The sequence below is a fragment of the Streptomyces sp. NPDC050534 genome (assembly GCF_044457745.1).
Taxonomy (GTDB): Bacteria; Actinomycetota; Actinomycetes; order Streptomycetales; family Streptomycetaceae; genus Streptomyces.
The window spans coordinates 149,586-173,891 of record NZ_JBITHF010000017.1 but is presented as its reverse complement, the minus strand read 5'-3'; the positions used below and the strand labels follow the sequence as shown (position 1 = coordinate 173,891).

At 70.5% G+C, this 24,306-nt stretch carries 31 protein-coding genes; 24 read left to right on the top strand and 7 right to left on the bottom strand.

The features are described 5' to 3' along the window. The first annotated feature begins 226 nt into the window (after positions 1 to 226). The 3 genes from ACIBN2_RS40850 to ACIBN2_RS40840 all read left to right on the top strand — a co-directional run bounded on the left by ACIBN2_RS40850 (position 227) and on the right by ACIBN2_RS40840 (position 2,906). Positions 227 to 1,180, top strand: a complete 954-nt coding sequence (locus ACIBN2_RS40850; RefSeq protein ID WP_399142477.1) for a heme o synthase — start codon at positions 227 to 229, stop codon at positions 1,178 to 1,180. Positions 1,181 to 1,408: 228 nt separating this feature from the next. Next, positions 1,409 to 1,741, top strand: a complete 333-nt coding sequence (locus tag ACIBN2_RS40845; RefSeq protein ID WP_399142476.1) for a hypothetical protein — start codon at positions 1,409 to 1,411, stop codon at positions 1,739 to 1,741. Positions 1,742 to 1,799: 58 nt separating this feature from the next. Next, the gene (locus ACIBN2_RS40840; RefSeq protein WP_399142475.1) at positions 1,800 to 2,906 is read left to right on the top strand and encodes an amidohydrolase family protein; all 1,107 of its coding nucleotides are present in this window, start codon (positions 1,800 to 1,802) and stop codon (positions 2,904 to 2,906) included. 35 nt (positions 2,907 to 2,941) lie between these two features. Here the strand turns inward: ACIBN2_RS40840 and ACIBN2_RS40835 are convergent, their stop codons facing one another. After that, positions 2,942 to 4,291 carry a hypothetical protein gene (locus ACIBN2_RS40835; RefSeq protein WP_399142474.1) on the bottom strand — a complete coding sequence of 450 codons (1,350 nt, stop codon included), beginning with the start codon at positions 4,289 to 4,291 and terminating at the stop codon, positions 2,942 to 2,944. A gap of 329 nt (positions 4,292 to 4,620) precedes the next feature. Here ACIBN2_RS40835 and ACIBN2_RS40830 point away from each other — a divergent pair, with 329 nt between their 5' ends. From ACIBN2_RS40830 to ACIBN2_RS40820, 3 genes are all read left to right on the top strand, one after another. Then, on the top strand, positions 4,621 to 5,193 hold the full coding sequence (locus tag ACIBN2_RS40830; protein WP_399142473.1) for a winged helix-turn-helix domain-containing protein: 573 nt from the start codon (positions 4,621 to 4,623) through the stop codon (positions 5,191 to 5,193). 27 nt (positions 5,194 to 5,220) lie between these two features. Further along, on the top strand, positions 5,221 to 5,382 hold the full coding sequence (locus tag ACIBN2_RS40825; protein ID WP_399142472.1) for a hypothetical protein: 162 nt from the start codon (positions 5,221 to 5,223) through the stop codon (positions 5,380 to 5,382). 75 nt (positions 5,383 to 5,457) lie between these two features. Then, entirely contained in the window at positions 5,458 to 5,889 is a 432-nt protein-coding gene (locus tag ACIBN2_RS40820) for a hypothetical protein (RefSeq protein WP_399142470.1), read from the top strand. Here the strand turns inward: ACIBN2_RS40820 and ACIBN2_RS40815 are convergent. The 3 genes from ACIBN2_RS40815 to ACIBN2_RS40805 are packed head-to-tail and all read right to left on the bottom strand — an operon-like array spanning position 5,866 to position 8,619. Next, a complete protein-coding gene (locus ACIBN2_RS40815) occupies positions 5,866 to 6,879 on the bottom strand; it encodes a heme A synthase (protein WP_399142468.1) in 1,014 nt (337 codons plus the stop codon). The genes ACIBN2_RS40820 and ACIBN2_RS40815 overlap by 24 nt on opposite strands. 46 nt (positions 6,880 to 6,925) lie before the next feature. Continuing rightward, positions 6,926 to 7,642, bottom strand: coding sequence for an ABC transporter permease (locus ACIBN2_RS40810; RefSeq protein ID WP_399142521.1), 717 nt, complete (start codon positions 7,640 to 7,642; stop codon positions 6,926 to 6,928). 53 nt (positions 7,643 to 7,695) lie between these two features. Then, on the bottom strand, positions 7,696 to 8,619 hold the full coding sequence (locus ACIBN2_RS40805) for an ABC transporter ATP-binding protein (RefSeq protein ID WP_399142467.1): 924 nt from the start codon (positions 8,617 to 8,619) through the stop codon (positions 7,696 to 7,698). 336 nt (positions 8,620 to 8,955) lie between these two features. On the opposite strand from ACIBN2_RS40805, the gene ACIBN2_RS40800 reads away from it, so the two are divergent. Genes ACIBN2_RS40800 through ACIBN2_RS40760 form a run of 9 tightly spaced genes read left to right on the top strand, consistent with a single transcriptional unit; the run spans position 8,956 to position 15,971 of the window. Beyond that, entirely contained in the window at positions 8,956 to 9,705 is a 750-nt protein-coding gene (locus tag ACIBN2_RS40800; RefSeq protein ID WP_399142466.1) for a helix-turn-helix transcriptional regulator, read from the top strand. Continuing rightward, a complete protein-coding gene (gene sufB / locus ACIBN2_RS40795; RefSeq protein ID WP_399142464.1) occupies positions 9,702 to 11,126 on the top strand; it encodes a Fe-S cluster assembly protein SufB in 1,425 nt (474 codons plus the stop codon). Before ACIBN2_RS40800 ends, sufB begins: the two co-directional genes overlap by 4 nt. Before the next feature lie 60 nt (positions 11,127 to 11,186). Further along, positions 11,187 to 12,368 (top strand): Fe-S cluster assembly protein SufD, encoded by a 1,182-nt coding sequence (gene sufD / locus ACIBN2_RS40790; protein WP_399142463.1) that lies wholly within the window; start codon positions 11,187 to 11,189, stop codon positions 12,366 to 12,368. Then, entirely contained in the window at positions 12,368 to 12,688 is a 321-nt protein-coding gene (locus ACIBN2_RS40785) for a bifunctional 3-phenylpropionate/cinnamic acid dioxygenase ferredoxin subunit (RefSeq protein ID WP_399142461.1), read from the top strand. Before sufD ends, ACIBN2_RS40785 begins: the two co-directional genes overlap by 1 nt. Before the next feature lie 7 nt (positions 12,689 to 12,695). After that, entirely contained in the window at positions 12,696 to 13,481 is a 786-nt protein-coding gene (sufC, locus tag ACIBN2_RS40780) for a Fe-S cluster assembly ATPase SufC (RefSeq protein ID WP_399142459.1), read from the top strand. Then, positions 13,478 to 14,734 carry a cysteine desulfurase gene (locus ACIBN2_RS40775; RefSeq protein ID WP_399142457.1) on the top strand — a complete coding sequence of 419 codons (1,257 nt, stop codon included), beginning with the start codon at positions 13,478 to 13,480 and terminating at the stop codon, positions 14,732 to 14,734. The genes sufC and ACIBN2_RS40775 overlap by 4 nt, the downstream gene beginning before the upstream one ends. 21 nt (positions 14,735 to 14,755) lie before the next feature. After that, on the top strand, positions 14,756 to 15,223 hold the full coding sequence (gene sufU / locus ACIBN2_RS40770) for a Fe-S cluster assembly sulfur transfer protein SufU (protein ID WP_399142455.1): 468 nt from the start codon (positions 14,756 to 14,758) through the stop codon (positions 15,221 to 15,223). Continuing rightward, positions 15,220 to 15,552: a metal-sulfur cluster assembly factor gene (locus ACIBN2_RS40765; protein WP_058926035.1), complete on the top strand. Its 333-nt coding sequence runs from the start codon at positions 15,220 to 15,222 to the stop codon at positions 15,550 to 15,552. Before sufU ends, ACIBN2_RS40765 begins: the two co-directional genes overlap by 4 nt. A 41-nt stretch (positions 15,553 to 15,593) precedes the next feature. Further along, complete coding sequence (locus ACIBN2_RS40760; RefSeq protein WP_399142453.1) at positions 15,594 to 15,971, top strand: VOC family protein; 378 nt, start codon at positions 15,594 to 15,596, stop codon at positions 15,969 to 15,971. A gap of 19 nt (positions 15,972 to 15,990) precedes the next feature. Here ACIBN2_RS40760 and ACIBN2_RS40755 read toward each other — a convergent pair whose 3' ends face one another. Continuing rightward, a complete protein-coding gene (locus ACIBN2_RS40755; protein WP_399142451.1) occupies positions 15,991 to 16,824 on the bottom strand; it encodes an AbfB domain-containing protein in 834 nt (277 codons plus the stop codon). 189 nt (positions 16,825 to 17,013) lie between these two features. Between ACIBN2_RS40755 and ACIBN2_RS40750 the strand changes: the two genes are divergently transcribed. The 3 genes from ACIBN2_RS40750 (at position 17,014) to dapD (ending at position 18,982) form a co-directional block, all read left to right on the top strand. Continuing rightward, entirely contained in the window at positions 17,014 to 17,334 is a 321-nt protein-coding gene (locus ACIBN2_RS40750) for a DMT family transporter (protein WP_399142450.1), read from the top strand. Further along, entirely contained in the window at positions 17,334 to 17,897 is a 564-nt protein-coding gene (locus ACIBN2_RS40745; protein ID WP_399142448.1) for a TetR/AcrR family transcriptional regulator, read from the top strand. The genes ACIBN2_RS40750 and ACIBN2_RS40745 overlap by 1 nt, the downstream gene beginning before the upstream one ends. A gap of 95 nt (positions 17,898 to 17,992) precedes the next feature. Next, on the top strand, positions 17,993 to 18,982 hold the full coding sequence (gene dapD, locus ACIBN2_RS40740; protein WP_399142446.1) for a 2,3,4,5-tetrahydropyridine-2,6-dicarboxylate N-succinyltransferase: 990 nt from the start codon (positions 17,993 to 17,995) through the stop codon (positions 18,980 to 18,982). A gap of 65 nt (positions 18,983 to 19,047) precedes the next feature. Here dapD and ACIBN2_RS40735 read toward each other — a convergent pair whose 3' ends face one another. Beyond that, a complete protein-coding gene (locus ACIBN2_RS40735; RefSeq protein ID WP_399142444.1) occupies positions 19,048 to 19,560 on the bottom strand; it encodes a hypothetical protein in 513 nt (170 codons plus the stop codon). A gap of 117 nt (positions 19,561 to 19,677) precedes the next feature. On the opposite strand from ACIBN2_RS40735, the gene ACIBN2_RS40730 reads away from it, so the two are divergent. Together ACIBN2_RS40730 and ACIBN2_RS40725 are read left to right on the top strand one after the other, a co-directional pair. Then, positions 19,678 to 20,238, top strand: coding sequence for a SigE family RNA polymerase sigma factor (locus ACIBN2_RS40730; protein ID WP_399142443.1), 561 nt, complete (start codon positions 19,678 to 19,680; stop codon positions 20,236 to 20,238). Beyond that, positions 20,235 to 21,452 (top strand): WD40 repeat domain-containing protein, encoded by a 1,218-nt coding sequence (locus ACIBN2_RS40725; protein WP_399142441.1) that lies wholly within the window; start codon positions 20,235 to 20,237, stop codon positions 21,450 to 21,452. The genes ACIBN2_RS40730 and ACIBN2_RS40725 overlap by 4 nt, the downstream gene beginning before the upstream one ends. Before the next feature lie 3 nt (positions 21,453 to 21,455). Here the strand turns inward: ACIBN2_RS40725 and dapA are convergent, their stop codons facing one another. Next, entirely contained in the window at positions 21,456 to 22,358 is a 903-nt protein-coding gene (gene dapA / locus ACIBN2_RS40720) for a 4-hydroxy-tetrahydrodipicolinate synthase (protein WP_399142439.1), read from the bottom strand. 164 nt (positions 22,359 to 22,522) lie between these two features. Here dapA and ACIBN2_RS40715 point away from each other — a divergent pair, with 164 nt between their 5' ends. The 4 genes from ACIBN2_RS40715 to ACIBN2_RS40700 all read left to right on the top strand — a co-directional run bounded on the left by ACIBN2_RS40715 (position 22,523) and on the right by ACIBN2_RS40700 (position 24,292). Beyond that, the gene (locus ACIBN2_RS40715) at positions 22,523 to 22,660 is read left to right on the top strand and encodes a hypothetical protein (RefSeq protein ID WP_399142438.1); all 138 of its coding nucleotides are present in this window, start codon (positions 22,523 to 22,525) and stop codon (positions 22,658 to 22,660) included. After that, complete coding sequence (locus tag ACIBN2_RS40710; protein WP_399142436.1) at positions 22,657 to 23,349, top strand: hypothetical protein; 693 nt, start codon at positions 22,657 to 22,659, stop codon at positions 23,347 to 23,349. Before ACIBN2_RS40715 ends, ACIBN2_RS40710 begins: the two co-directional genes overlap by 4 nt. Before the next feature lie 62 nt (positions 23,350 to 23,411). After that, the gene (locus ACIBN2_RS40705) at positions 23,412 to 23,831 is read left to right on the top strand and encodes a phage holin family protein (protein ID WP_399142434.1); all 420 of its coding nucleotides are present in this window, start codon (positions 23,412 to 23,414) and stop codon (positions 23,829 to 23,831) included. After that, the gene (locus ACIBN2_RS40700; RefSeq protein WP_399142433.1) at positions 23,828 to 24,292 is read left to right on the top strand and encodes a DUF3618 domain-containing protein; all 465 of its coding nucleotides are present in this window, start codon (positions 23,828 to 23,830) and stop codon (positions 24,290 to 24,292) included. Before ACIBN2_RS40705 ends, ACIBN2_RS40700 begins: the two co-directional genes overlap by 4 nt. The last annotated feature ends 14 nt before the right edge of the window (positions 24,293 to 24,306 follow it).

Sequence of the window (24,306 nt, the reverse complement as noted above, 5' to 3'; positions counted from 1 at the left end):
TTGATCCGCAGTCGGCAACTGAATACGGAGCCGCTCGTCCGGCTGCTCAATCGCGCTTCAGTACGACGTCCGGGCGCACCCGTGCGCCGCCGGTCACGGCCCCCCGCCAACACGACCCCACCCCCGCGAAGGCCGGGGTATGGGCAACGTCTAAAGTGGCGTGGTACGCGCGAGCCTTTACCGGTACTTCACATGGGCGGGGGCTCGCTGGGATGTCTCTGTAGGGGTGTGCGTGACGGCCGTCGAATCCCGTCCAGCCGGGGTGCTGGGCGAGAGCAGGAGCTCGGGTCACCGGCCGTTCGGGGCCCGTGTCAAGGCGTTCGTGGCGCTGACCAAGCCGCGGATCATCGAGCTTCTGCTCATCACCACCGTGCCGGTGATGTTCCTCGCCCAGCGAGGCGTGCCGGACCTGACGCTGGTCCTGCTCACCTGCCTGGGCGGCTATCTGTCCGCGGGTGGCGCCAACGCGCTCAACATGTACATCGACCGCGACATCGACGCCCTCATGGACCGCACCTCGCAGCGTCCGCTGGTCACCGGGATGGTCAGCCCGCGCGAGTGCCTCGCCTTCGGCATCACCCTGGCGGTCGTCTCCACGCTGCTGTTCGGGCTGGCCGTCAACTGGCTGTCCGCCTGGCTGTCGCTCGGGGCGCTCCTCTTCTACGTCGTGGTCTACACGATGATCCTCAAGCGCCGTACCTCGCAGAACATCGTGTGGGGCGGCATCGCGGGCTGCATGCCGGTGCTCATCGGCTGGTCGTCCGTCACCGACTCGATGGCGTGGGCGCCGGTCATCCTCTTCCTCGTCATGTTCTTCTGGACCCCGCCGCACTACTGGCCGCTGTCCATGAAGGTCAGGGAGGACTACGCGCGCGTGGGCGTGCCGATGCTCCCGGTCGTCGCCTCCAACAAGGTGGTCGCCAAGCAGATCGTCGTCTACAGCTGGGTGATGGTCGCGGTCTCGCTGCTCCTGACGCCCCTCGGCTACACCGGCTGGTTCTACACGACGGTCGCCCTGGCGGCCGGCGGCTGGTGGCTGTGGGAGGCGCACGCGCTGCAGAACCGCGCGAAGGCCGAGGCGACGGGCGGGAAGCTGAAGGAGATGCGCCTGTTCCACTGGTCCATCACCTATGTGACGCTGCTCTTCGTGGCGGTCGCGGTGGACCCCTTCCTGCGCTGACGGCACTGTGACGTCCTACGGGCGGGGGGGGGGGGGGGGGGCCCCCCCCCCCCCCCCCCCCCCGGGCGGCCCCCCCCCGGCCCCCCCCCCCCCCGGGGGGGGGGGGGGGGGGGGGGGCCCCCCGCCGGGGGGGCCCCGGCTTGTGCCGCGGGGGGGGGGGGGGGGGGCCCCCCCCCCCCCCCCCCCCGCCCGTCGCCGTTGGATCTACCCGTCGGTAGCATTTCGGTCATGGCAGAGACTGAGCAGGTTGACCCGAAGGCCGGGCGCAAGGTGGCGCGCCTCGCCCAGCAGATCAGCGCCTTCGCCAAGGCGCACGGCGGGGCCGAGGGCCAGGTGGCCTACATCGGTGAGCGCGGCGCGCGCATCGTCCTGGTCGGCGAGGACGGCGGCTGGGGCGACCTGGTGACGCCCTCGTACGAGGTGGCCGAGAAGGCCGTGGAGAAGGCCGGCATCACCGTCCACGAGTCCTTCGACGGCGAGTTCGCGGCCAAGGTGCGCACCGGCCCGTACGAGTGGACGCGCATGGCCGGGATCCAGCTGGGCGGTCCGAGCAACACCTGACGCCGGTTCACCCGTTAGGACGTGTGAGGAGCACAGGTCCACCGAACGGGGAGCCCGGATGATCGAAACGCCGTCCCTCGTGGACCAGTACTGCCACGGCGTACTGAAGACGGAGCTGGGCCTCGGCACCTTCGAGGCCCAGCTGGCCCGCACCGAGGGCCCGCCCGCGCCCGGCACCACCCTCTTCGACACCCAGACCGGTTTCGCCGTACGGCGCTGGTGCCCGCCGTTACTCGGCCTGGAACCGCACTGCCCGCCGGCCCGCTATCTCGCCCGGCGCCGCGAACTCGGCGTGCCGGAGGCGGGCCGCAGACTGCTGCGGGGCAGCGGCATCACCACGTACCTGGTCGACACCGGGCTGCCCGGCGATCTGACCGGCCCCTCCGAGATGGCCACCTCGGGGGCCGCCGAGGCCCGCGAGATCGTCCGTCTGGAACTGCTCGCGGAACAGGTCGCCGACACCTCCGGCACCGTCGAGTCGTTCCTCGCCAACCTCGCCGAGTCGGTGCACGGCGCCGCCGCGAACGCCGTGGCCTTCACCTCCGTCGCGGGCGTACGCCACGGCCTGGCGCTCGCGCCCGAGCCGCCCGGTCCGGGGGAGGTGCGGGGCGCCGCGGCCCGCTGGCTGGGCGGCCGCCGCGTGGGCGGGGAACTGACCGACCCCGTCCTGCTGCGCCATCTGCTGTGGATCGCGGTCGCCTCCGGCCTGCCCCTCCAACTGCACGCGGGACTCGGCGAACCGGGCCAGCGCATCGACCGTACGGACCCGGTCCTGCTGACCGACTTCGTCCGCGCGACGGCGGGGCTCGGCACCGACCTGATCCTGCTGCACGGTTACCCGTACCACCGCCACGCCGCCCACCTCGCCGGCGTCTTCCCGCACGTCTACGCCGACTCGGGCGCCGCGCTCGTCAGGACCGGCGCCCGCGCGGCGACGGTCCTCGCGGAGATCCTCGAACTCGCCCCCTTCGGCAAGATCCTCTTCTCCAGCGGCGCCCACGGCCTTCCCGAACTCCACGTGGTGGGCGCCCACCTCTTCCGCGAGGCCCTGGGCCGCGTGCTCGGCGGCTGGGTCGCCGACGGCGCGTGGTCCCTGTCGGACGCACAGCGGGTGGCGGGGCTGGTGGCGGCGGGGAACGCGCGCAGGGTGTACCGGCTGGAGTGAGCCGGGGCGTACCTCGTGGGCGGCCCCGGCTCCGCTCAGGACGCCCAGCCGCGCTGCACGCCGGGCAGACCGCCCGCCGACCCCGTCGCCCCGTCGTTGCGGTGGACGACCCGGGACACCGCCGCCGCGTTGTCGGCGCGGCAGAACTGGGTGTCGTAGTCGCCGTACTCGACCGGTTCACGCGTGTGCGGTCCCACCACCACGCAGTTGAACCCGTCCTCCGGGTCGAGCGGCGGCTGGGTGCGCATCTCCGCTCCGACGGCCAGGCTGTTGGAGAGGATCACCCAGGCGCCGAACTCCTCGACGCAGCGCTGGGCCGCCTGCCGGTCCCAGCGGGCGATCTGCCGGCTGATCGGCGAGGAGAAGAGCGGCACGAGGATGTGCGAGACGCCGAGCGCCTGGAGCTTGGCCTCCCACTGCACCGACTGCTTGATGTCCTCGCAGACGAAGACCGCGATCCGTCCCAGCGAGCTCTCCAGCACCGTGATGTCCAGGCCCCTGGAGATGTCCTCGACCGCGAGCTTGTCGTGCGGCTCCCCGGGCAGCCGCCAGGTGGTGGCGACCCGCGGGGTCACGGTGAAGCCGGCCATCTTGTCCTGCTCCAGCACGGCCTCACCCGTGCGGCAGTCCACCAGCACGGCCCGGTTCGGCGGCGGACTGCCGTCCCCGAGCGGTCCGGTGCCCAGCAGCGCCCACTGCAGCCTGCTGTGGTCCGGCAGTTCACGCAGCAGCGTCCGCCACTGCCGGAGCAGCGACGGGGAGAGCGTGCTCTCCGGCAGTACGGCGATCTCGGCGCCCGACCGTTCGAGGCCGCGGACAACCTGCCCGACACGGTCGTGGAGCCGCCCCGTGGACGGCGTGACGCGGTAACGACGGCGTTCGTTTCTCTGCTGCCATTCGAACTCCAGATCGGCGTACTTTTCCAGCATCGGAACGGCGCCGATCGAAACCTCCTCTCCCGCCGCGAAGGCCGGATCATTCCGGCTCGGTATTCGATCGATGTGGATTCGGCGGAGTTCCTCGGTGGTGACCCGGTGCACGTTGAAGAAATCGGCTTTCGCCGCCCCCTCGGCCATCACCTTTCCCGGCCGCGTGCAACGCGGCAGCAGTATGCCTTTCGTCTTTCCTCTGGGATTGTTGAGACGGTGGTGGCGTAGGTAGCGGATGCTGAGCCAGGCCATGGTCTGCGTGTCGTAGCTCGGGCTGAACGGGTTGGCCGTGGCCAGGGCCCAGTCCAGGCCGAGCAGAACGGCGAAGATGCCCCGGTCGCCGTGGAGTTCGACCTCCCTGACGACGGCCTTGGTGAGCCGGGTCGTGACGCGACCGGTCCGCAGCACACCGGTGCAGACACGGTCCGCGAACCGCCGCACGGTCGAAACCCGCAACCAATCGGTCGCTTCTTCCCCACGGAAGCGCTCGTCCGGAAGCAGGTCGTAAAGGACCACGAAAAGATCGGCCGGATCGGCAGGTAGATCCGCCGGTAATCCGCGCACTGAATTTGCGTCCATGTATCCCCCCGATGCGTGAGCGCGTAACCCGAGGTTAACGGCTTGGGGGCATATGCGCCGCAAGCCTGTCGAGAAACGTGTAACAAAAAGGACTCGCGGTATCTCCCGAAAGAATCATGGGAAGCATCACTTGACACTCACTTGACATCGCGGGATGGTGGATGGGACCCGAACGACGAGCCACCGAGGAGATCGGGGGATGCGACATGAGCGACACGGATCGAGTGCGACATGACCGGGTGACCGAGGTCCGGAACCTGTTGGAGGAAATGGCGCTGGACAGCGGGATGACGGAGGGGAGCTTCAGCTCTCTCGGCATGCTCATCACCGACTCCTCGCTGGCGGCCGACGAGCCGGCGCTGCGGGCGGCCCACGACGGCCTGCGCAGGCTGTACGGCAAGGTGACCCGGCCGGGCGAGGACGGCCACGAGGACGCCAAGACCATGGAGCAGCGCGGCCGTCTGCTGGGGCTGATCGACGTGACGTTCTGGTCGCTGCGCCGGCTGCCCTCCGAGCTTCAGCTGAATCTGGACCCGCACGGCCACGCCGCACGTTTCCTCACCGAGATCGCCGCCGAGCCCGGATTGAGCAACGCCCAGCTCTCCGAACGGCTCGGTGTGGACATCACCGAGGTCAGCAGGGTGGGCCGCAAACTGCTGGCGTCCGGAGTGGCCTGGAAGAGCCGTCAGTGGCGCTACAACTGCTGGAACATCACACCGCGCGGCGCGGCCTACCTGGAGCAGGCGGGGCTGGCCGGCCGGGGGCCGGCCGCGAAGTAGCGGCGGCGCGACAGACGGGGGGCAGCCGTGGCGGAGGAGCGGACGGAGCCCGAGGACCCGGCACCGGGCAGCGGGCCGGAGCGGACCACCGTCGGCGAGCGGTACGCGAAGACGCGCGACATCGTCGTCCTGACCGCCGTACTGCTCGTGCTGGTCGTCTCCCTCGCCGCGGTCCTCGTCCAGACCTAGCCGCCGCCGGTCACCGCGCCCGGCGCCGCCGCGCGGGAGCGCCCGTCAGGGTCGGGACTCCTGCTGTGGCACGCCGTGCTGCCGCGCGACACACGGCTGTTCCTCGTCGTCGCCGCGGCGGGCGGCCTGGGGTCCCTGATCCACGTCCTGCGCTCGCTCTACGAGTACGTCGGCAACCGCCGGCTGCGGCGCAGCTGGCTGCTGATGTACGCGCTGGAGCCGGTCGTCGGAGCGGTGCTGGCGCTCGTCGTGTACTGCGTCCTGCGCGGCGGGCTCACCACGACGATGGCCTCGTCCGGCGACATCAACCCGTACGGAGTGGCCGCCGTGGCCGCGCTGGTCGGGATGTTCTCCCGGCAGACCGTGCAGAAGCTCGTCACCGTGTTCGACACGCTGCTCGCACCCGCCGAGCAGACCACCGACCGCCTGTCCGGCGACGCGGGCGGCAGGGCCCGGTCCGCGGGGGAGCGGGGCGACGACGGGTCAGACCCCGGCCCCGACCGCTGATCCCGACTGTGCCGGGCCCGGGATCTCCAGGGTGGTCTCCGGCCGCTCGCGCAGCGCCAGCAGCACCCGCAGGACCCAGATCCAGATCAGCGTCGAGCCCAGCATGTGGAGGCCGACGAGGACCTCGGGGAGGTGCGTGAAGTACTGGACGTAGCCGATGACGCCCTGGGCCAGCAGGATCAGGAACAGCTCACGGGTGCGGGCCATCGGGCCCTTGGGGGCGTCGACCGCCTTGAGGATGAACCACAGGGCGAAGGTCAGCGTGACCACGATCCAGGCGAGCACGGCGTGCAGCTTGGCGACCGTCTCCCAGTCGATCGGGATCCGCTCGACCTCCTTGGAGTCGCCCGCGTGCGGCCCGGCGCCGGTCACCACCGTGCCGACCGCGATCAGCAGCACCGAGGCGAGGACCAGGAACCACACGAGCTGCTGGACCGGCTTGCCGACCAGCGGACGGGACGCGCCGTCGCCCTCACGGGTGCGCTGCCACATGAGTGTGGCGACCGCGATCAGGCCCGTGGAGAGCAGGAAGTGGGCGGCGACCGTGTAGGGGTTCAGGCCGACCAGCACCACGATGCCGCCGAGGATCGCGTTGCTCATCACGATCCAGAACTGGGCCCAGCCGAGGCGGGTCAGGCTGCGCCGGTACGGCTTCTCGGACCGGGCGGCGATGATCGCCCAGCCGACGGCCGCGCAGAGCACGTAGGTCAGCATGCGGTTGCCGAACTCGATGGCTCCGTGGAAGCCCATCGCGCTGGTCGTCGTGAGCGAGGTGTCCGTGCACGTCGGCCAGGTCGGGCAGCCGAGCCCGGAACCGGTCAGCCGCACCGCACCGCCGGTGACCACGATGATCACCGCCATGACGAGCGCGGAGAGTGCCGCGCGCCGGACCGTCCTGGGTGTGGGGGTCCAGCGGGCTGCGATGAAGGAGAGCGGGTTGCGCAGTGCCGCCAAGGCGTCGGCGCGGGTCACGTTTGGCACGGGCCCCATCGTAGGCGCCCGCTTGTGCACACGTTCACGAGGGTCCATGCCGCCTCTACTCCCAGCGGAAGAACTTCCCGGCCGCCGCCAGCCCCACGACGGCCCACACGGCCAGGATCCCCAGGTCGCCCCAGGGCATGCCCGCCCCGTGCTGGAGCACGTCCCGCAGGCCGTCGGAGAGCGCCGAGATGGGCAGCAGGCCGAGCACGTCCTGGGCGCCCTGCGGGAACTTGTCCATCGGGACGATCACGCCGCCGCCCACCAGCAGCAGCAGGAAGACGAGGTTCGCGGCGGCCAGGGTCGCCTCCGCCTTGAGCGTGCCGGCCATCAGCAGCCCGAGGCCCGAGAAGGCGGCCGTGCCGAGGATCAGCAGGAGCAGGACGGCTCCCGGGCTGCCGTGCGGCGACCAGCCCAGCGTGAAGGCGATCACCGTCAGCAGGATCACCTGCATGATCTCCGTCACCAGCACCGACGCCGTCTTCGCGGTCATCAGGCCCCAGCGGGGGAGCGGGGAGGAGGCGAGGCGCTTCAGGACGCCGTAGCGGCGTTCGAAGCCCGTGCCGATGGCCTGGCCGGTGAACGCCGTCGACATCACCGCGAGGGCCAGGATGCCGGGGGCGAGGAAGTCGACGGAGCTGCCCGCGCCGGTGTCCACGATGTCGACCGAGCTGAACAGGACCAGCAGCAGCGTAGGGATCACGATCGTCAGCAGCAGCTGCTCGCCGTTGCGCAGCAGCATCTTCGTCTCGAGCGCCGTCTGCGCCGCGAGCATGCGGGTCAGGGGCGCCGCGCCGGGCTTCGGCGCGTACGTACCGGTGGCCGTGGTCACGAGCGGAGCTCCTTGCCCGTCAGTTCCAAAAACACGTCTTCGAGGGTGTGCCGTTCGACCGAGATCCGGTCCGGCATCACCCCGTGCTGCGCGCACCAGGACGCCACCGTCGCGAGCAGTTGCGGATCGACCTTGCCGTTCACCCGGTACGAGCCCGGCGTCAGTTCCGCCGCCGAGCAGTCGGCGGGGAGCGCCTTGAGCAGGGAGCCGACGTCCAGGCCCGGGCGGCCGACGAAGCGCAGCGTGTTCTCGGCGCCGCCGCGGCACAGGTCCTCCGGGGAGCCCTGGGCGATGACCCGGCCGGCGTCGATGATCGCGACGTCGTCGGCGAGCTGCTCGGCCTCGTCCATGTAGTGCGTGGTGAGGATGACCGAGACGCCGTCGGCGCGCAGATCGCCGATCAGGTCCCAGGTCGCGCGGCGGGCCTGCGGGTCGAGACCGGCGGTCGGCTCGTCCAGGAACACCAGTTCCGGGCGGCCCACGACCGCCATCGCGAGGGCCAGGCGCTGCTGCTGGCCGCCGGAGAGCCGGCGGTACGTCGTACGGCCGCAGGAGCCGAGCCCCAGCCGCTCGATCAGGGCGCCGACGTCCAGCGGGTTCGCGTGCAGCTTCGCCACGTGCAGCAGCATCTCGTCCGCCCGCGCGCCCGAGTAGACACCGCCGGACTGCAGCATCACGCCGATGCGGGGGTGCAGCCGGCGGGCCTGGCGCACCGGGTCGAGGCCGAGCACGCGCACCGTTCCGGAGTCCGGTCTGCGGTATCCCTCGCAGGTCTCCACGGTGGTCGTCTTGCCCGCGCCGTTCGGGCCGAGTACGGCGGTCACGCCCGCCTGGGCCACCAGGTCGAGGCCGTCCACAGCGGTTTTCGTGCCGTACCGCTTCACCAGGGCCTGAACCTGGACCACGGGCTCACTTCGCATGGGCCCGAGTCTAGGTAGGGCGTTCCCTCTCCCGTAGGGCGGGTGCAGGATCTCCACCGGACGCCACGAGCCGGCGGCCGGCGGACCGGGTTCACCGGTTCGGCCGCACTGCTTCGAGATTGTGTGGCGACTGTGCCGCGAGGGGCAAGAGCGCCGGTCGCAGAGGGTGCCGGCGAAATCCGCAGCCGCCTGCGAGCGCCGTCACCAGGGCGCCGATCTGATCGATCAATGATCGTTTCCGCAGGTCAGATTAGGTAGACCTAAGTGACGTAGGGCACCGCCCGCCCGGCGGGACGCCACTTGCCCGCTCCTGGAGAATTACGCAACAATGGTGTTGTGAAAAACGTCGGCGAGGCTCGGGAGACCCCCACGGGGGCCCCTCAGGAGGAGTTCGCGACCGGTGAGCGCTCGACGCGCAACCGGGTCGCGCGGTCCATCCTGGACCACGGGCCGTCGACCGTCGCCGAGCTGGCCGGCCGGCTGGGCCTGACCCAGGCCGCCGTACGCAGGCATCTCGACGCACTGGTCGCCGACGACGTCGTGGAAGCCCGGGAGCAGCGGGTCTACGGAGCCCGCGGCCGAGGCCGTCCCGCCAAGGTCTTCGCGCTCACCGACTGCGGCCGTGACGCCTTCGACCAGTCGTACGACAAGCTCGCCGCGGACGCCCTGCGCTGGATCCAGGAGCGGTTCGGCGGGGACGAGGCGGTCGTGGCCTTCGCGCGCGCGAGGATCGCGGAGCAGGCCGACGCCTACCGCAAGGCGATCGAGGCCGCCGCCCCCGAGGAGCGTACGGAAGCCCTGGCCAAGGCGCTGAGCGTGGACGGGTACGCTGCTACGGCGCGCAGCGCACCGGTCGGCGAGCAGCTGTGCCAGCACCACTGCCCCGTCGCCCATGTCGCGGAAAAGTTCCCACAGCTCTGCGAGGCGGAGACCGAAATCTTCTCCCAGCTGCTGGGAACCCACGTACAGCGACTGGCGACCATCGCGCACGGTGACGGCGTCTGCACGACGTTCATCCCCAAGATTTCCCACCAGACAGATCTTCACAACGCATCTGCAAGTACGGCCGGGAGGAACCCCGCATGACACTCCCCATCGAGGAGACTGCCCACCCCGAGCTCGAAGGCCTGGGTAAGTACGAATACGGCTGGGCCGACTCCGACGAGGCCGGTGCCTCTGCCAAGCGAGGCATCAACGAGGACGTCGTCCGGGACATCTCCGCCAAGAAGAACGAGCCGGAGTGGATGACCAAGCTCCGCCTCAAGGGCCTGCGCCTCTTCGACAAGAAGCCCATGCCGAACTGGGGCTCGGACCTGTCGGGCATCGACTTCGACAACATCAAGTACTTCGTGCGCTCCACGGAGAAGCAGGCGGAGTCCTGGGAGGACCTGCCCGAGGACATCAAGAACACCTACGACAAGCTCGGCATCCCCGAGGCGGAGAAGCAGCGCCTCGTCGCCGGTGTCGCGGCGCAGTACGAGTCGGAGGTCGTCTACCACCAGATCCGCGAGGACCTGGAGGAGCAGGGCGTCATCTTCCTCGACACCGACACCGCGCTGAAGGAGCACCCGGAGCTCTTCAAGGAGTACTTCGGCACGGTCATCCCGGTCGGCGACAACAAGTTCGCGTCGCTGAACAGCGCCGTGTGGTCCGGCGGCTCCTTCATCTACGTGCCGAAGGGCGTGCACGTAGAGATCCCGCTCCAGGCCTACTTCCGTATCAACACGGAGAACATGGGCCAGTTCGAGCGCACCCTGATCATCGTCGACGAGGGCGCCTACGTGCACTACGTCGAAGGCTGCACCGCCCCGATCTACAAGTCGGACTCGCTGCACTCCGCGGTCGTCGAGATCATCGTCAAGAAGAACGCCCGCTGCCGCTACACGACCATCCAGAACTGGTCGAACAACGTCTACAACCTGGTCACCAAGCGCGCCGTGGCCTACGAGGGCGCGACCATGGAGTGGGTCGACGGCAACATCGGCTCCAAGGTGACCATGAAGTACCCGGCCGTCTACCTGATGGGCGAGCACGCCAAGGGCGAGACCCTCTCCATCGCCTTCGCGGGCGAGGGCCAGCACCAGGACGCCGGCTCCAAGATGGTCCACATGGCGCCGAACACCTCCTCCAACATCGTCTCGAAGTCCGTGGCGCGCGGTGGCGGACGTACGTCCTACCGCGGTCTCGTCGAGATCGCCGAGGGCGCCCACGGCTCCAAGTCCAACGTGCTGTGCGACGCGCTGCTCGTCGACACCATCTCCCGCTCGGACACGTACCCCTACGTGGACGTCCGCGAGGACGACGTGTCCATGGGCCACGAGGCGACCGTCTCCAAGGTCTCCGAGGACCAGCTCTTCTACCTGATGAGCCGCGGTCTGAGCGAGTTCGAGGCGATGGCGATGATCGTGCGAGGCTTCGTCGAGCCCATCGCGAAGGAGCTGCCCATGGAGTACGCCCTCGAGCTCAACCGGCTGATCGAGCTGCAGATGGAAGGTGCGGTCGGCTGAGGCCCGCCCCCGACAGCAGCCGGCAATTTTCTGACGTAGGAAGAGAGCAGACCGACAGCCATGGCTGAGGCTCAGAACATCCCCGTGGGATCCACCACCGCGGGCCAGATCGCGGTGGCCGCCGAGTCGACCGTCGCCACGCGCATGAGCGCGCCCCCGTCCTTCGACGTCGCGGACTTCCCGGTCCCGCACGGCCGCGAGGAGGAGTGGCGGTTCACTCCGCTGGAGCGCCTGCGCGGGCTGCACGACGGCACCGCCGTCGCGACCGGCGAGGGCGTGAAGGTCGCCGTGGAGGCCCCCGAGGGCGTCACCGTCGAGACCGTCGGCCGTGACGACGCCCGGATCGGCAGGGCGGGCACCCCGGTGGACCGTGTCGCCGCCCAGGCGTACTCGGCATTCGACAAGGCCGGCGTGGTCACCGTCCCCAAGGAGACGGTCCTCACCGAGCCGATCCGCATCGCCGTGCACGGTGAGGGCGGGGTCGCCTACGGCCACCAGGTCATCGAGCTCGGAGCCTTCGCCGAGGCCGTCGTCGTCATCGACCACACCGGTGACGCAGTGCTCGCCGCCAACGTCGACTACATCCTGGGCGACGGCGCCAAGCTGACCGTCGTCTCGGTCCAGGACTGGGACGACAAGGCCGTGCACGTGGGCCAGCACAACGCCCTGATCGGCCGGGACGCCACCTTCAAGTCGTTCGTCGTCACCTTCGGCGGTGATCTCGTACGCCTCCACCCGCGCGTCGCCTATGCCGGCACCGGCGGCGAGGCCGAGCTGTTCGGGCTGTACTTCACGGACGCCGGCCAGCACCAGGAGCACCGCCTCCTGGTCGACCACAACACCCCGCACTGCAAGTCCAATGTGGCCTACAAGGGCGCCCTGCAGGGCGACGGCGCCCACGCGGTGTGGATCGGCGACGTGCTCATCGAGGCCAAGGCCGAGGGCACGGACACGTACGAGATGAACCGGAACCTCGTCCTGACGGACGGCGCCCGCGTCGACTCCGTGCCGAACCTCGAGATCGAGACCGGCGAGATCGTCGGCGCCGGACACGCCTCCGCGACCGGCCGCTTCGACGACGAGCAGCTCTTCTACCTGATGGCCCGCGGCATCCCCGCCGACGAGGCCCGTCGCCTCGTGGTCCGCGGCTTCTTCGCCGAGCTGGTCCAGCAGATCGGCGTCGACGACATCGAGGCGCGGCTGCTCGAGAAGATCGACGAGGAGCTGGAGGCGTCGGTCTGATGTCGGCTTTCGTACGCGTCTGCGGGCTGGACGAGCTGGAGGAGGACACCCCGAAGCGGGTGGAACTCGACGGCACGCCGGTCTCGGTCGTGAAGACCGAGGGGGAGGTGTTCGCGATCAACGACATCTGCTCCCACGCGAACGTCTCGCTCTCCGAGGGCGAGGTGGAGGACTGCCAGATCGAGTGCTGGCTGCACGGCTCCAGCTTCGACCTGCGCACCGGCAAACCGTCCGGCCTTCCCGCGACGCGCCCCGTCCCCGTATACCCCGTAAAGATCGAAGGGGACGACGTGCTCGTCTCCCTCACCCAGGAGTCCTGAGGCACCCATGGCAACGCTTGAAATCCGAGACCTGCACGTCACCGTCGAGGCCGACAACGCCACGAAGGAGATCCTCAAGGGCGTCGACCTCACCGTGAAGCAGGGCGAGACGCACGCCATCATGGGCCCCAACGGCTCCGGCAAGTCGACCCTCGCCTACTCGCTCGCGGGTCACCCGAAATACACGATCACCAGCGGCACCGTCACCCTCGACGGCGAGGACGTCCTGGAGATGTCCGTCGACGAGCGCGCCCGCGCGGGCCTGTTCCTGGCGATGCAGTACCCGGTCGAGGTCCCGGGTGTCTCCGTGTCGAACTTCCTGCGGACGTCCGCCACCGCCATCCGCGGCGAGGCCCCCAAGCTGCGCACCTGGGTGAAGGAGGTCAAGGAGACCATGGAGCGTCTCAACATGGACCCGTCCTTCGCCGAGCGCAACGTCAACGAGGGCTTCTCCGGCGGTGAGAAGAAGCGCCACGAGATCCTCCAGCTGGAACTGCTCAAGCCGAAGATCGCGATCCTCGACGAGACCGACTCCGGCCTCGACGTCGACGCCCTGCGAGTCGTCTCCGAGGGCGTCAACCGCGTCCGCGAGACCGGTGAGGTCGGCACCCTGCTGATCACGCACTACACGCGCATCCTGCGCTACATCAAGCCCGACTACGTCCACGTCTTCTCCGGCGGCCGCATCGTCGAGTCCGGCGGCGCCGAGCTCGCCGACAAGCTGGAGGACGAGGGGTACGAGGCGTATGCGAAGCACGACGTAGTCGACACGAAGGGTGGCGCATCCGCGTGACACAGCTGCCGGGCCTCCTCGACACAGAGGCGATCCGCAAGGACTTCCCCATCCTGGACCGCCAGGTCCACGACGGTCGGAAGCTCGTGTACCTGGACAACGCGGCGACCTCGCAGAAGCCGCGCCAGGTGCTGGACGCACTGAACGAGTACTACGAGCGCTACAACGCCAACGTCCACCGCGGTGTGCATGTGCTCGCCGAGGAGGCCACGGCGCTGTACGAGGGCGCTCGCGACAAGGTCGCGTCGTTCATCAACGCGCCGAGCCGCGACGAGGTGATCTTCACCAAGAACGCCTCCGAGTCGCTCAACCTCGTGGCGAACATGCTCGGCTGGGCCGACGAGCCCTACCGGGTGGACCATGAGACCGAGATCGTCATCACGGAGATGGAGCACCACTCCAACATCGTTCCGTGGCAGCTGCTGGCGCAGCGCACGGGCGCGAAGCTGAAGTGGTTCGGCCTCACCGACGACGGCCGCCTCGACCTGTCCAACATCGACGAGATCATCACGGAGAAGACGAAGATCGTCTCCTTCGTGCTGGTGTCCAACATCCTGGGCACGGTCAACCCGGTCGAGACGATAATCCGCCGCGCCCAGGAGGTCGGCGCCCTCGTCTGCATCGACGCCTCCCAGGCGGCGCCCCACATGCCGCTGGACGTCCAGGCCCTCCAGGCCGACTTCGTGGCCTTCACCGGCCACAAGATGTGCGGCCCGACCGGCATCGGCGTCCTGTGGGGCCGCCAGGAGCTGCTGGAGGACCTGCCTCCGTTCCTCGGCGGCGGCGAGATGATCGAGACCGTGTCGATGCACTCGTCGACGTACGCTCCGGCCCCGCACAAGTTCGAGGCGGGCACCCCGCCGATCGCGCAGGCGGTCGGCCTGGGTGCGGCGATCGACTACCTGAACGCCATCGGCATGGACAAGATCCTCGCCCACGAGCACGCGATCACCGAGTACGCGGTGAAGCGGCTGGCCGAGGTCCCCGACCTCAGGATCATCGGCCCGGCCACGGCCGAGGACCGCGGCGCGGCGATCTCCTTCACCCTCGGGGACATCCACCCGCACGACGTCGGCCAGGTCCTCGACGAGCAGGGCATCGCGGTGCGCGTCGGCCACCACTGCGCGCGGCCGGTCTGCCTCCGCTACGGAATTCCTGCGACCACCCGGGCGTCGTTCTATCTGTACTCCACGCCGGCCGAGATCGACGCTCTGGTCGACGGGCTGGAGCACGTACGGAACTTCTTCGGCTGACGGGACGGGACGAGCGATCGCATGAAGCTGGACTCGATGTACCAGGAAGTCATCCTGGACCACTACAAGAACCCGCACGGGCGTGGTCTCAGGGACGGCGACGCCGAGGTGCACCATGTGAACCCGACGTGCGGTGACGAGATCACCCTCCGCGTGAAGTACGACGGCACGAGGATCGAGGACGTCTCGTACGAGGGCCAGGGCTGCTCCATCAGCCAGGCCTCCGCCTCCGTGCTGAACGAACTGCTGGTCGGCAAGGACCTGACGGACGCGCGGAAGATCCAGGAGACGTTCCTGGAGCTGATGCAGTCCAAGGGCAAGATCGAGCCCGACGACGCGATGGAGGAGGTGCTGGAGGACGCGGTCGCGTTCGCCGGCGTCTCCAAGTACCCGGCCCGGGTCAAGTGCGCCCTCCTGAGCTGGATGGCGTGGAAGGACGCGACGGCCCAGGTGCTGGGCGGAGCCGACGCCGAAAGGAAGACGGCATGAGCGAGACCGTTGAGATGAAGCCGGCCTCGGAGGAAGAGATCCGCGAGGCGCTGTACGACGTCGTCGACCCCGAGCTGGGCATCGACGTGGTCAACCTCGGGCTGATCTACGGCATTCACATCGACGACGCGAACATCGCGACGATCGACATGACCCTGACCTCCGCGGCCTGCCCGCTGACGGACGTCATCGAGGACCAGGCCAAGTCCGCCACGGACGGCCTCGTCAACGAACTGCGCATCAACTGGGTCTGGATGCCGCCGTGGGGCCCGGACAAGATCACCGACGACGGGCGGGAGCAGCTCCGGGCGCTGGGCTTCAACGTCTGAGTTCCGCCGCACCCATGTGAAACGGCCATACCTTTACGGGTATGGCCGTTTCGCTGCATCACCTCGTCGTCGACGCCCACGACCTGCCCGGACTCGCCCGCTTCTGGTGCCGGGTGCTGGACTGGCACGTTCTGTCGGAGAAACCGCGTGAAGTCGTCATCGGGCCGGACGAGTTCGCCGCGACCGGCATCTGCTTCATGCCGGTGAGCGACCCGAAGACCGTCAAGAACCGGCTGCACTTCGACCTCGCCCCCGACGACCAGGACACCGAGGTGGAGCGCATCCTCTCCCTCGGGGCGCGGCGCGTCGACATCGGGCAGGGGAACGGGGCCGGCTGGGTGGTGCTGGCCGACCCGGAGGGCAACGAGTTCTGCGTGCTGCGCCCGAAGGTCTCGCTGATCGCCTTCCGCGACGCCTAGCCGCGCCGGGTGGGTCCGCTCAGGCGATCCCGCTGACGAGCCGGAACGCCGAATCCGCCCGGTAGAGATCGCTCTGCTGGTAAGGGTCCAGCTTGAGCTGGAAGTTCTGGTGGCGCAGATAGCGGCCCGGGTAGTTCACCGACTCCAGCATGACCGCGCCCGGGTAGGACGACGTCCGCGGGCAGAACGTCGCGTCCTGCTTGAACAGGGCGGAGCCGTCGTCGCGTTCGGAGCGCAGCAGGAAGTCACGGTGGCGGAGATAGGTGCCGCCGGCCGTGGCGAAGGAGTAACAGGACGCGTCGGCCAGGCCCTTGACCACCGTGAAGGTGGCATCGCGGCGGGCAGCGGAGGACGCGATCGGGTCGAGCTTCACCAGACCGCCGCTGACGTGCCAGTAGCGGTCGGGGTAGTTCACCGAGCGCACCGACCTGTAGGTGGCGGAGGGCTTGGCGTGGCCCGGTGAACTCGTCTGCGCCGCGGGCGACTTGGAGTTCCCGGACCCGCCGGCCGCGGACTCGTGCGGATCGGACGCGGCGGACGTGCCGGTCTTCGCGGACGGCGAGCCGCTCGTTCCCGCGGGTGTCGTCGTGCCCTTCGTGACGGACGGAGTGGCGTAGGAGATCAGCCCGGGGCCCGAGGCGGACGCCGATGCCGACGGATCCCCGGATGACTGTGACGGCCCATCAGGACCGTTGTCCATCAAGGCGATTGACGTCACGCACGCGACGATCGTCGCCACGGCCAGCGCGCCCGCCAGCCAGAGTCTTCGGGTTCCGGGGGTGCGGGAGGTGTCGGGGGCCCAGCCGTTCTCCCAGGATGCGCGGGCGGGCGGCTCGGGGGTGGTTCCAGGCATGCAAGGTCCTCCAGCGGCGCGTGTGGTGGCGGCCGGGGGTGTGAGGGGGGTGGGGGCGAGCGGTGAAACCCTAGTGGAGCGGGGGCGTTACCGGGAGGCGTATCAGTGAGCGGTTTCCATGAAAGTTGGACCTTTTCGTGCGGAGCGCATCCAGCCACGATGTGAGCGCCGTTATGTACACTCGTACGCATGGGAATCCTGACGCTTCTCGCGGCCATAGCCGCCGAGGTGGGCGGCACCACCGCGATGAAGTTCAGCGACGGCTTCAGCAGGTTGTGGCCGTCGGTGCTGACGCTCGTCGGTTACGTCGTGTCCTTCTGGCTGCTCGCCCAGACGCTGCGGAGCATGTCCGTCGGCACGGCCTACGCGATCTGGGCCGGCCTCGGCACCGCGGCCATCGTGGGGATCGGGATGGTGTTCCTCGGGGAGGGGATGACCGTCCAGAAGGCCGCCGGTATCGCGCTGATCATCGCCGGGGTCGTCGTGCTCAACCTCGGGGGCGCGCACTGATGGCCCGCCGCTACGACCCCGACCGGCGCCAGCGGATCATCGACGCGGCGATCCGGGTGGTGGGGGACAAGGGCCTGGCGGGCCTGAGCCACCGCTCGGTCGCCGCCGAGGCCGACGTGCCGCTCGGCTCGACGACGTACCACTTCAAGACCCTCGACGAGCTGATGGTGGCCGCCCTGCGGCAGGCGAACGAGGGCTTCGCCAAGGTCGTCGCCGCGCACGGCGCCCTGGCGGACGCGCGGGGCGACCTGGCCGCCGACCTCGCGCGGATACTGGGCGAGTGGCTGAGCGGCGACCGCACCGGCGTCGAGCTGGAGTACGAGCTCTACCTCGCCGCCCTGCGCCGCCCCGCCCTGCGCCCCGTCGCCGCCGAGTGGTGCGAGGACCTCGCCGAGAGGCTCGCCCTGCACACCGACGCGGTCACGGCGCGGGCGCTGGTCGCGCTGATGGACGGGATCTGTCTCCAGGTGCTGCTGACCGGGACGGCGTACGACGAGGGGTTCGCGCGCGAGGCGCTGGCACGGGTGATGTCCGTGCCGGCCGCCGACGGCGGGAAACGGTGAGGTCCCGGCCGGTGAGGACGGAGCGGCGGCCCGGTCCCTGAGACGGCGCCCCCGGCGGTTGGCCTCGGTGCCCTCCGGCCGGTTAGGTTGCCCTCATGACCGACACGACTGCTCCTCGCACCACCGGCGCCGTGGCCGCCGGGCTTGCCACGATCGCCGCCGACGGCACTGTTCTCGACACCTGGTTCCCCGCGCCCGAGCTGAGCGGACAGCCCGGCCCGGCCGGCAGCGAGCGGCTGTCCGCAGAGAAGGCCGTGGAGCTGCTCGGCGAGGGCGCGGCGAAGGCGATCGGTCCGGACGCCCGCCGCGGCGTCGAGGTGGTCGCGGTGCGCACGGTCATCTCCTCCCTCGACGAGAAGCCGATCGACGCGCACGACGTCTACCTGCGGCTGCACCTGCTCTCGCACCGCCTGGTCAAGCCGCACGGCCAGAGCCTGGACGGCATGTTCGGCTTCCTCGCCAACGTCGCCTGGACCTCGCTCGGCCCGGTCGCCGTCGACGACGTCGAGAAGGTGCGGCTCAACGCCCGTGCCGAGGGGCTGCACCTCCAGGTGACCTCGGTCGACAAGTTCCCGCGCATGACGGACTACGTCGCCCCCAAGGGCGTCCGGATCGCCGACGCGGACCGGGTGCGGCTGGGCGCGCACCTCTCCGAGGGCACCACGGTCATGCACGAGGGCTTCGTCAACTTCAACGCCGGGACGCTGGGCACCTCCATGGTCGAGGGCCGGATCTCCGCCGGTGTGGTCGTGGGCGACGGTTCGGACATCGGCGGCGGAGCCTCCACCATGGGCACGCTCTCCGGCGGCGGCAACGTCATCATCGCCATCGGCGAGCGCTGCCTGATCGGCGCCGAGGCGGGCGTCGGCATCGCGCTCGGCGACGAGTGCGTGGTCGAGGCCGGCCTGTACGTCACCGCGGGCACCCGCGTCACCATGCCCGACGGGCAGATCGTCAAGGCGCGCGAGCTCTCCGGCGCCTCCAACATCCTCTTCCGCCGCAACTCGGTCACCGGCACGGTCGAGGCCCGCCCGAACAACGCGGTCTGGGGCGGCCTGAACGAGATCCTGCACAGCCACAACTAGCACCGCGGCCACGCCGAGCGCCCTTCCGTCGCCGTACGGGAGGGCGCTCCTGGTTGTGCGCCGCGTCAGGAGCCGTCCGGCTTCAGCGCCGCCGCGAACTCCGCCAGGGCGCCGAAGTCCCCCTCGCGCAGGCCGAGGCGCGGGCTGACGTGGTGCAGGAGCGCGGGGGCCGGGTGGTGGGCGGCCACGTACCGCTGGTCGGCCGGGCTCTGCTCATCGTCGACCCAGGCGAAGGGACGGCGACCGGCGTACCGCACGATCGCCTCCGTCTTCCAGTGCACCCCGTCGGGGCGGACGGTGAACAGGCCCGCGCCGAAGTCGACGTACGGCAGCTCGGGCAGCCCGACCACGGGAGCGATCCAGCGGTTGGCCGCGTCCATCCACGTCGTCGCCCAGCACAGCTCGTAGCCGAGGGCGAGCAGCGCCGGGCCGTGGGACGGGCTCAGCCAGACGGGCAGGGCGCGGCCCGGGTGCAGGGCGACCAGGATCTGCGTGTAGCCGTCGGGGCGTCCGTACGGCTGGGCTCCCCACGGGTTGAGGGGGCCGTCGACGTCGAGGAACAGCAGCGGGCGGCTCACGGCAACAACGTACGGAAAATTCTTCGGCAGGGCAGGCATAGCGCCGGGCGGCCGGGCGCGTCACAAGGGGCACAGGGGCGGGCACAGGGGTGACCGCCGGGGGAAGAGAAGGTGACGATGGATGCCGAAGGGCTCGAGAGCTTCCGCGAGTTCGTGGACGGCAGGTCGTCGGCCCTGCTGAAGACCGCCGTGCTGCTCTGCGGGGGAGACCGGCACGCCGGCGAGGACCTGCTGCAGAACGCGCTCGTCAAGACGGCGGCGAAGTGGCAGCGGATCGAGGAGCCCGAGGCGTACGTACGCCGCGTCCTTTACCGCCAGCAGATCGGCCGCTGGCGGCTGAAGTGGCCCAGGCGCGAGGTCAGCGTCGCCGAGCCGCCCGAACGGGACCCGCAGCCCGCCGACCCGGCCGCCGCGGCCGACCTGCGCGTCGTGATGCGCCAGGCGCTCGGCCGGCTCACCCCGCGCCAGCGCACCGTGCTGGTGCTGCGCTACTTCGAGGACCTGCCGGAGGCCGACGTGGCCCAGCTGCTCGGCTGCTCCGTGGGCACCGTCCGCTCCACCACCCACCGCTCCCTCGCCCGGCTGCGCGCGCTGGCGCCGGAGCTGGCCGTGCTCGGCCCCGCGGACGCCGAACCGACGGAGTCCCGCGACTGCTCGCCCCTGGAGGTGCGTCCGTGAACGTCGACGAACTCGTACGCGACGCACTACGCGAGCAGGCCGCCGAACAGGGCTCCGCCGGGGCGGGGTTGGCCGACCGGGTGCTCGCCCTGCACCGGCGCCGCCGCACCCGCCGGATCGCGGCCGCCGCCGCCGCGACGGCCGCCGTGGTCGCCGTCGCGGTGGCCGTACCGCTGCTCGACTCCGGCAAGGACGACGTACGGCCTTCGGGGGTCGTCCGGCAGGACGGCGTCCACGCCCACCCCGACCAGTCGCCGCCGCGCGACCTGATCTCGGCCGGGGACACCACGCTCGCCGCGTACTACGTCCCGAGGACCGTCAAGCTGTCGGCCGGGCACGCCGTCTGGCAGCGCACCTACTGGCTGCTGGACCGGAAGACCCGCAGGTACGTGAAGGACACCCGGTGGTCCTACGTCGCCGTGGCCCCCGGCATGAGGACCGCCGCCGTCCTCGAACGCACCCTGCCCGCCTCCCGGATCGGCCTGCTCGACCTGGACACCGGCAAGGTCGGGCGGTGGATCCACGTCGACCACGGCGTGGCCGGGCTCGCGTTCTCCCGCGACGGGGGCAGGCTCGTCGCGACGACGTACGGCGAGAACCCCGACCAGCGGGTCAGGACGCAGGGCTCCGACGGCTGGGGCGCGAAGGAGCCGTCCAGCCGCACCGGCTTCTACGTCCTCGACGTGGGGTCCGGCAACGGCTCCTGGAGCAAGGTCGACCTCCATGCCGACCCGAACGACCCGATGGGTGCCGGTTTCATCAACGCCCGTCAGGACTTCGCCTTCAGCCACGACGGCAGGTACGTATGGGCCGGCAACCCAGCCGGAGACATCGGCAAGCAGTTCTACGAACTCGGCGGCAGGGAGATCGCCGTACCGGCGGCGGAGCGGTACCTGGAGTGGTACGTCGACGCGCAGAAGTCGCCGAGCGGCAGGCTCGTCGCCGGTGACTTCGCGGGCGAGAAGTGGAAGACGTCGTCCTGGATCGTCGACTCCGTCACCGGCCACCGGACCGAGGTGCACGGCCAGCAGCTGCTCGCCTGGGTCGGCGAGAAGTCGCTGATCGCCTGGGACATCATCCCGGGCAGCAACGAGTTCCATCAGCAGCTGGTGCTGGTCACCGTCGGCAGCGACAAGGAGGTCCCGCTCAGCGGCTTCCGGCTGGGCAACGACGGCGCCGCCGGGCGCTGGGAGCCCGTCTTCGCCGAGCGCTGACCGTCAGCCGCCCACACACTCGGCGTACGCCGCGAGCAGCCCGTCGACCGCCTCCCGGCCGGCGGGCCTGAGCGGGGCGCGGACCGGGCCGCCGGGCAGGCCGAGCTCGTTGAGCAGGGCCTTGGCGGTGACCGAGCCGGGCAGTCCCGCCGCCATCATCAACTCGACGAGCGGCGTGGCGCGTTGCTGGAGGCGGGCGGACACGGGGGTGTCGCCCGCCTCGAACGCGTCGATGACGGCGCGGAGTTGCTCCGGGACGACGTTCGCGACCGTGCTGATGTAGCCCGCGCCGCCCACCGCGTAGAGCGCGAGGTTGTGCTCGTCACAGCCCGCGTAGTACGCCAAGTCGGTGCGGGCCAGCACCTTCTGGGCGGCCAGGAAGTCGTAGGAGCAGTCCTTGACCGCCACGATCCTCGGGTGCTCGGCGAGCCGCAGCACCGTGCCGGACTCGATGCGCGTGCCGGTGCGGCCCGGGATGTCGTACAGCACGACCGGCAGGCCCACCGCGTCCGCGACCGCCAGGAAATGCGCCTCCACCGCGTCCTGCGGCGGCCTGCTGTAGTACGGGCTGACCACCAGCAGACCGTCCGCGCCCGCCTTCTCGGCCTGACGGGCGAGCTCCACGGTGTGCCGGGTGTCGAAGGTCCCGACCCCCGCCACCACCGACGCCCGGTCGCCCACCGCCTCCCGCACCGCCTCGACCAGCGCCGCCTTCTCGGCGTCCGTCGTGGTCGGCGACTCGCCCGTGGTGCCCGAGAGCACCAGCCCGTCGCACCCCCGGGACACCAGCCGCCCGGCGAGCCGCTGCGCACCCTCCAGATCGAGCGCGCCCTCCGCGGTGAAGGGGGTGATCATCGCGCAGAGGGCACGGCCGAAGGGAGGCGCGGAGGCGGTGGCAGTCGTCATGGGAAGAGTGTCGGCACGGCGACAGTGAAGCTCCACTTAATTCTTCTACGAGATATCACTAAGCAGAACTGTGTCGTCGAGGTCGGCGCGGGGCCCTATGTCCAAAACGACCGTTCATGAGTCACCATGGCCAGAAGGGGACCGGCAGCGTCATGGGAGGCGACATGAAGCTCGGCAAGGCACTGACCACGGGAGTCGCGGAAGAGCGGCCGCAGGTACAGGTTCAGGAACCCGAAGATCTCGAACTCCCCGAGGAGATCCAGGAACTGAAGGCTCCCGAAGAGGTTCCGGCGGCCCGATGAGACTGCGGCTTCCGGAGGAACGCCCGACGGAGCCGCCGACCGGATACAAGATCGCCCACCCGGTGCTGTCCCAGGACGGCACCCGGGGCGGGTTCACCGGTGTGTCGCTGGGCGGCGCGCTGCCGTACGGAGTCCTGGCCGACGCGTCCTGCGTCTACGGCCTGCGCCACAGGGCGCCGCACCGCCGCTGCGCCTGCGGCTTCCACTGCGTGCACGAGCGCGCGGCGGCCGAGGCGATGCTGTGCACGGCCGAGCACCGGGCGGCCGTGCTGCTCGAGGTGTCCGTGCTGGGCGCGTTCATCCGCTTCGAGCGCGGCTTCCGCTACGCCCGCCAGCGGGTACGGATCGCCACGGTTGGCCCCTGCGTCTGCGGCGCGGCCTCCGTGGCGCTGGCCGACGCGGGCTGGGGCAGGCCCGGCTGGCGCGCTCTCGCCCCCTCCTGCGCGGGCTGCGTCCGCGCCCGTACGTCCGTCTCGCTCGCCGGCTTCGCACGCCTGGCGGGGGAGGGGCTGCGGGTGGTCGCGGGCGGCGCGGCACCGGTTGCGGCCGGACTCCCGTCGGCCGAGGGGCTCGGCGTGCCCGAACTCGCCGCGGAGGCAGCCCTGTTGCAGGCGCGGCTCGACTGGTTCCAGACCCAGCTCTCCCGGCTCGGTGAGCCCGGGCCTGGGCCCGGCGAGCGGCAGGGGTAGCCGTTCCGGGCCGGGGTACCCGGAGTGTTCCGGACGAAAGGAACACGACAGGAGGCGACGCCGTGACCGGGACCATGCACCCCGGGCCGGTGCGCGACGAGCACCACTCGGTGGGCGAGCTCGTCGGCCAGGCAACCGAACAGCTTTCCCGGCTGGTACGACAGGAAGTGGCCCTCGCCAAGGAGGAGCTGACAGCCAAGGGCCGCCGTGCCGGGCGCGGCGGCGGACTCCTGGGCGCCGCGGGCGCGTTCGCCTACGCCGGCCTGCTCGCGTCGGCTGGCACGGCCGTCGCCGCCCTCTCCCTGGTGCTGTCCGTCTGGGCCGCGGCACTCATCGTGACCGGCGTGCTGTTCGTGATCGCGAGCGCGCTCGCCGCGACCGGGCGCGCCCAGCTGCGCCAGGCCGTGCCGCCCACTCCGGAGGAGGCCCTCGGCAGCGTCAGGGCCGACGTCGAGGAGATCAGGGAAAGGGCACACCGATGACCGACAAGGCGGCGCCCGCGCAGACGGGCGCGAAGGGGCCCGACGAGCTGCGCCGGCAGATCGAGCGGACGCGCAGTGAACTCGGGCGGACAGTTGAGGAGTTGGCAGGCAAGATGGATGTGAAGGGGCGTGCGAGGGCGCGGGCCGCCGACCTCAGGGACAAGGCCGGTGCGATGACCGTGCAGCTGCGCAGCACCGCCGCGCAGGCGGGCCACACGGTGCAGGAGAAGGCGACGTACGCCGGGCACAAGGTCCAGGACAGGGCGGTGAAGGCGAGTCACTCCACACAGGACACGGCTCGGTCGACCGGGCACGATCTGGAGCACCGGGTGGTGGGCGGCGTGCCGCAGCCCGCGCGGCCGCTCGTGCAGGCCGCGATGCGCCATCCGCGGCCCACGCTCCTCATCGGGGCGGCCCTGGTCACGGTCGTGGTGGTGGGGTGGAGGTACCCCAAGAAGTAGGAGAACCGCAGATC